Below are 6049 nucleotides of genomic sequence, written 5' to 3'. Positions count from 1 at the left end.
TGGCAGGTGGGGGGCACTTCCCCGGCGACGAGGGTGGAGGTCAGGGCGCGACCGCCCATTCCGGCATAGGCGCCGACCGGCTCGGTCTTGGCGCTCGGACCGGTTGCGCCGCCCATCTGTATTCTCAGTATCTGATCCATGCTTTTTCTCCTTTGTTAACGTGCCCGCAATCGCAAAACCACCGGGGGCCGCTGCTCAGAGGGCCAGGGCCTGGCGCAGTCGGTCGGGTTTGAAACCGACGATAACGGTGTCACCGACCTGGATGGTGGGAAACGAGCACTCGGGGTTTAGTCGCCGCAACGCCCGCATGGCGGCGTTGCGCTCCTCGCCCACCAGCAGGTCCATTTGAATCAGGCGAAAATCGACGCCCTGATCGCGCAGATATTTTTTGGCGTCCTTGCAGTGGCTGCAGGTCATCAGGGAATAGAGCGTGACAGCCGGCTGACGCACGGGGCTCTGGTTTTCCATGATCTCTTTCCGGGTGCGGTGGCATCCAACAAACGGCTATGGGACACACGCCGCCGTGTGCCCCATAGCCCCTTCGTTTCAGCTGCTTTCCGATTTTCCGGTCGGCATCTTTGCTACAGGGCGCTGCGGTAGATCTCGATCACATCCTTGAGGGTCGGACAGCGAGGATTGGTCAGACCGCAGGCGTCCTTCTGGGCATTTTCGGCCATGGTCGGCAGGTCTTGCTCTTTCACCCCGAGCTCCGTCAACCCGCTGGGGATCCCGACGTCGGTCGACAGCGTCTTGATGGCCGAAAGCGCCAATTCAGCGGCGGCGCGGGTGGAAAGGCCGGAGGTGTTTTCACCCATAGCCTCGGCGATGTCCACGAAGCGGTCCATTTTCGCGATCAGGTTGAAGCGCGACACGTGGGGCAGCAGAATCGCGTTGCAGACCCCGTGGGGCAGGTCGTAGAAACCGCCCAGCTGGTGGGCCATGGCATGCACGTGGCCCAGGCTGGCGTTGTTGAATGCCATGCCGGCCAGATACTGGGCGTAACACATCTTGTCGCGCGCCTCCATGTCGTTGCCGTTGGCCACCGCGGCTCGCAGGCTGGAGGCGACCAGGCTGATGGCCTGCAGGGCGCAGGCGTCGGTGACCGGTGTTGCCGCGGTGGAGACGTAGGCCTCGACCGCGTGGGTCAGGGCGTCCATGCCGGTGGCGGCGGTCAGCCCCGGCGGCATGCCCATCATCAGAAGGGGGTCGTCGATGGCCACGTTGGGGGTCACGCGCCAGTCGACGATGGCCATTTTGACCTTGCGGCTAGTGTCGGTGATGATGCAAAAGCGGGTCATTTCGCTCGCCGTGCCGGCCGTGGTGTTGACCGCGATAAAGGGCGGCATGTTCTTGGTGGATTTGTCGACGCCTTCGTAGTCGCGGATGCTGCCGCCGTTGGTGGCGACAATCCCGATGCCCTTGCCGCAGTCATGGGAACTGCCGCCGCCCAGGGAAATGATCAGGTCGCAGCCCTTGTCCTGGTAGAGCTTCAACCCCTCGTGAACGTTGTTGTCGGTGGGGTTGGGCTGGGTGCCGCTGTAGACCACCGAATCAACCCCGGCATCCTGTTTGATGACCTCCAGCACCTGGTCCACGATGCCGGCATCCTGAACGCCCTTGTCGGTGCAGATAAACGGCTTCTTGCCGCCAAGGGTCTTGATCTGGTTGCCGATTTCCTTGTAGGCGCCGATCCCCATGAGGGTCACCGTGGGAATGAAAAAACCGTAAACTTGCTCCCTGATAGCCATGTCCTACCTCCTTGTTCGTTTGGGTTGGTGTGCGTTGGATTTCTGCCGTATGCATATAGCAAGCAGGGGGCCAAGCTGTTGCGCTGGGTGTGCGAACAGAAACTGAATGGTGTTAAGCTTTTGAAAAAAGATCGAAAAAAAATTTGTAGGAGCACCTATTGGCGGGCGGTGATTTCCTGCGGCCGCCCGGCTGTGGGCAGGCCGGGGGGCGGTGGTGGGTCAAGATGACCCGCAGGTGCCCCCCGAATGGGTCAAAAAATCCGCCGCGTTCGTCGCCGATCCTCGCGGGATGCCACCCCAGTGGGCGTAAGCGATTGGTTTTTATGAGTTCTTGACATCGCCGGGCGGGGCCTCTATAGTCGCGCCATGCTGACCAGTAAATTTTCGATACCCGAGATCATCTTCGGCCATGGCAGCCTCGCTTACACCGCAAAGTGTGCCCGGCGCCTTGGGGGCGAGAAGGTCTTCTTCGTCAGCGATCCCGGCCTGGAGCGCGCCGGCTGGGTTGCGCGGGTCCTGGACATCCTGGACGCGGAGGGCCTGGAATGGGTCTTCTACAACGACGTCACCGCCAATCCCCGAGACTACCAGGTCAGCGAGGGGGCCTCGCGCTACCTCTCCGAGGGCTGCGACGTGGTCATCGCTCTTGGCGGCGGCAGCCCCATGGACGCGGCCAAGGGAATCGCCCTATTGGCCAGCAACGGCGGCACCATCCAGGATTACGAGGGCGCCAACCGCATCCAACGGCCGCTGCCGCCGATGGTCTTCATCCCGTCGACCGCCGGCAGCGGTGCGGACATCTCGCAGTTTGCGATCATCACGGACCAGCAGCGGCATGTCAAAATGTCCATCATCAGCCGCACCCTGGTGCCCAACATCTCCATCATCGACCCCACCGTGCTGACCACCAAACCGCGCGACCTGATCATCGCCGCCGCCATCGACGCCCTGGCCCACGCGGTGGAGTCCTACGTCTCGCGCCTGGCCTTCGCGCTGACCGAGAACCAGTCCCTCAAGGCCATCGATCTCATCATCAAGCACCTGCCGGCCGCGCTGAAGAGCGGCTCGCTGGAGTCCCTGGAACAGCTGGGGATCGCGGCCACCTCGGCGGCCATGGCCTTCAGCAACGCCAGCCTGGGGATGGAGCACGCCCTGGCCCATTCCCTGGGGGGCATGCTGGATGTGGTCCACGGGATGGTCCATCCGGTGCTGCTTCCGCCGGTGATGCGCTATAACCTGCAGGCCTGCCCCGACAAGCTGGCCGATATCGGTGAAATCGTGATCGGCAAACGCCATCGCAGCGCCGAGGCCACCGCCCTGGCCGGAATCGATCAGTTGGCGGGCTACTGCCATTCCCTGAAGATCCCCACCCGCCTGCGCGATATTGTCACCGATCCTGCCACCCTGCCCCAGGTCTGCCGGATGGCGGCCAACGACGCCTGCCTGCTGACCAACCCGCGCGACGCCACCTGGGAGGACATGCTGCAAATCTGCGAAGACGCCTGGTAATGAAAAAAGAGACCACGATTGAAGATCTTGTCGGGCTGGGGCACACCAAGCTGGGCTTTTTCAAGGAAGTTCAGATCAAGATCGGTGAACTCAGGGCCTTCAACCTCGAGCTGGAGGCCAAGCGCCAGGAGATCCAGTCGATCCTGGACGGCATCACCGACATCGTCGCCGATGTCTCGCTGGATTTCAAGATCCGGACAGTCAACCAGAGCTTCTTCAAGCTCTTTCCCATCGCCGCCCCCCGCAACGCCCTCTGCTACCGCACCTTTCGCAACCGCAGCCGCCCCTGCCCCGAGTGTCCGCTGCTGGAGGCCCAGCGCACCAACCAGGTCTGCCGCCAAACGGTGATCCTGCCGCTGATGGGCAAAAACCGCCAATTTGAAATCACCGCCAGCCCCCTGCGCGATGCCCACGGCAAACCCGCCAGCATTCTGATCGTAAAGCGCGACGTGACCCTTGAAAAAGAATACCAGGCCAAATTCTACCACGCCGAGAAAATGGCCACCATCGGCCTGCTGGCTGCCGGCGTGGCCCACGAAATCAACAACCCCCTGGCGGCCATCAGCGGGTTTGCCGAAGGCTTGAAGCGCCGGCTGCCGCGCTTGCAGGCGGCCCTGGCGGAAACGGACGACTTCCAGGACCTGGCCGTTGATTTCCAGGAATATGTGGCCACCATCCTGAACGAATGCAACCGCTGCCGGGACATCGTGCAGGGCCTCTTGACCTTCAGCCCGCGGCAGAATGCCGAATTCACCCGGGTGGATCTCAACCAGCTGGTGGACGACGTCCTGAAGCTGCTCCAGCACCGGCTGCGGCGCTATCCCGCCGATGCCATCCGCCTGGCCCTGGCCGCCGCATCGCCCCAGGCACGCGGGGTGGCGCCGGAGCTCAAACAGGTGGTGCTCAACCTGGTGCTCAACGGGCTGGATGCCATCCGCAGCGGCGGCCACATCACCCTCCGGACGGCCCAGAGCGGCAAAGAGGAGGTGGTGCTGGAGGTGGTCGACACCGGCTGCGGGATCGCCCCGGACCACATGGCCAAACTCTTCGAGCCTTTTTTTACCACCAAACCCGCGGGGCAGGGAACCGGGGTGGGGCTGTCCACCTGCTACAACATCATCCGGCAGCACGGCGGAGAGATACGGGTGGCGAGCGAATTGGGCCGCGGGTCGACCTTTTCCGTCAGGCTGCCCCGCTACCGGTGAGTGTCATGGAGCGACCTTTTGAAGAGATTCAGATCCTGGTGGTCGACGATGAAAAATCCATTCGTCGCCTGGCCCAGAAGGAACTGGCCTCCCCCCGGCGGCGCATCACCACTGCGGCCAGCGTGCGCGAGGCGCAGGATCTCTTGCGGCAGCAGACCTTCGATGTGGTCGTGCTGGACATGCGGCTTCCCGACGGCGACGGGCTGGAGCTGCTGCTGAAGATCAAGGAGACCGATTCCAACGTCGAAGTCATCATGGTCACCGGCTACGCGGACATCGAGGGCGCCGTGGAGGCCATGAAAATGGGGGCCTACGATTTTCTGGCCAAGCCGTTCAATCTGGACCGGCTCGAAATTCTCATCGAAAGGGCCTTCCAGCGGGTCAGCTTGGAGCGCGAAAACCGTCTGCTGCGCCATTCCCAGACCGTGTTGGGCCCCCGCAAACTCATCGGCCATTCGGCCGAGATGGAGCAGGTGCGCTTCCTGATCACCAAGGTGGCCCCGACCCTGGTGCCGGTTCTGATCACCGGGGAAAGCGGCACCGGCAAGAACGTGGTCGCCCGCTCGATCCACCGGCTGAGCCCGCGCAGCGAGCACCCGCTGGTCACCAAAAACTGCGGGACCCTGGAAAAGAGCCTGATTCGCAGCGAACTTTTCGGCCACCGCAAGGGGGCCTTTACCGGCGCCCACGAAAACCGCGACGGGCTGCTGGCCGTGGCCCACAAGGGGTCCCTTTTTCTGGATGAAATCGGTGAGCTGTCCCTGGAGGTGCAAAGCGCTCTGCTGCGGGTGCTGGAAAACCAGACCTACCGCCGGGTGGGCGACAAGGACGAGCGGCGCGTGGACATTCGCTTCATCTTCGCCACCAACCGCTGCCTCACCGATGAGGTCCAGAGCGGCCGCTTCAGCCAGGCCCTTTTCCACCGCCTGAACGTGTTCAACATCAACCTGCCGCCCCTCAAGGACCGCAAGGAGGACATTCCGGCCTTGGTGGAGTATTTTCTCGCGCGGCTCTGCCCGGGGGGGGGGCGCTGCCGCATCTCCCAGAAGGCCATGCAGTGTCTGCTGGGCTACAACTGGCCGGGCAATGTCAGGGAGCTGCAGAACGTGATCGAGCGTGGGATCATCCTGGCCGAAAACGACCTGATCACCGAGCGCAGCCTGCCGCGCGAACTGGTCGATGCCGGCCGCGAAGGGGCGTTGGATGCGCCGTTTCTGTCCTTGGAGGACCTGCAGCGGCAGCACATCCTGCGGGTGCTGAAATTCGTCGGCGGAAGCCGCGGGCAGGCGGCCGAAATTCTCGGCATCGGACGCAAGACACTCTACCGCAAACTCAAGGAAATCGATCCGGCCGGCGAGGCCCACGGCGGTCACGGGCCGGGGGCCGGTCTAGCGGGGGGCGTCCTGAAAAAGGCGGGGTGGTCCGAATAGCCATGGGGCCAGAACAGCCAAGGGGGAGCCGTTGCCGGCTCCCCCTTGGCTGTTCTGTTGCGGGTGCGGGGTTGCGGCCCGCAGGTCGGCTACCAGTTGAAGACCTGGTCGAGCTCCTCGTCCTTGACCTGGAAGGTGACGTTGTGGGGCGCGAGGG

At 63.3% G+C, this 6049-nt stretch carries 5 protein-coding genes; 3 read left to right on the top strand and 2 right to left on the bottom strand.

The features are described 5' to 3' along the window. Positions 1 to 195: 195 nt before the first annotated feature. The gene (locus LJE63_03210; GenBank protein ID MCG6905610.1) at positions 196 to 468 is read right to left on the bottom strand and encodes a glutaredoxin family protein; all 273 of its coding nucleotides are present in this window, start codon (positions 466 to 468) and stop codon (positions 196 to 198) included. Between the two features lie 113 nt (positions 469 to 581). Further along, positions 582 to 1748: an iron-containing alcohol dehydrogenase gene (locus LJE63_03205; protein ID MCG6905609.1), complete on the bottom strand. Its 1167-nt coding sequence runs from the start codon at positions 1746 to 1748 to the stop codon at positions 582 to 584. A gap of 366 nt (positions 1749 to 2114) precedes the next feature. Here LJE63_03205 and LJE63_03200 point away from each other — a divergent pair, with 366 nt between their 5' ends. Genes LJE63_03200 through LJE63_03190 form a run of 3 tightly spaced genes read left to right on the top strand, consistent with a single transcriptional unit; the run spans position 2115 to position 5892 of the window. Continuing rightward, complete coding sequence (locus LJE63_03200) at positions 2115 to 3257, top strand: iron-containing alcohol dehydrogenase (GenBank protein MCG6905608.1); 1143 nt, start codon at positions 2115 to 2117, stop codon at positions 3255 to 3257. Next, positions 3257 to 4462, top strand: coding sequence for a PAS domain-containing protein (locus tag LJE63_03195; protein MCG6905607.1), 1206 nt, complete (start codon positions 3257 to 3259; stop codon positions 4460 to 4462). The genes LJE63_03200 and LJE63_03195 overlap by 1 nt, the downstream gene beginning before the upstream one ends. A gap of 5 nt (positions 4463 to 4467) precedes the next feature. After that, complete coding sequence (locus LJE63_03190) at positions 4468 to 5892, top strand: sigma-54 dependent transcriptional regulator (protein MCG6905606.1); 1425 nt, start codon at positions 4468 to 4470, stop codon at positions 5890 to 5892. The last annotated feature ends 157 nt before the right edge of the window (positions 5893 to 6049 follow it).

This window comes from Desulfobacteraceae bacterium (assembly GCA_022340425.1).
In the GTDB taxonomy this organism is placed as follows: Bacteria; Desulfobacterota; Desulfobacteria; order Desulfobacterales; family JAABRJ01; genus JAABRJ01.
The sequence above is the reverse complement of the archived record's forward strand: the minus strand, read 5'-3'. Positions and strand labels throughout refer to the sequence as shown.

Excerpts from the sequence above, each read along its gene's own strand:
- LJE63_03210 (MCG6905610.1), bottom strand. The coding sequence starts at position 468 with ATGGAAAACCAGAGCCCCGTGCGTCAGCCGGCTGTCACGCTCTATTCC.
- LJE63_03205 (MCG6905609.1), bottom strand. The coding sequence starts at position 1,748 with ATGGCTATCAGGGAGCAAGTTTACGGTTTTTTCATTCCCACGGTGACC.
- LJE63_03200 (MCG6905608.1), top strand. The coding sequence starts at position 2,115 with ATGCTGACCAGTAAATTTTCGATACCCGAGATCATCTTCGGCCATGGC.
- LJE63_03195 (MCG6905607.1), top strand. The coding sequence starts at position 3,257 with ATGAAAAAAGAGACCACGATTGAAGATCTTGTCGGGCTGGGGCACACC.
- LJE63_03190 (MCG6905606.1), top strand. The coding sequence starts at position 4,468 with ATGGAGCGACCTTTTGAAGAGATTCAGATCCTGGTGGTCGACGATGAA.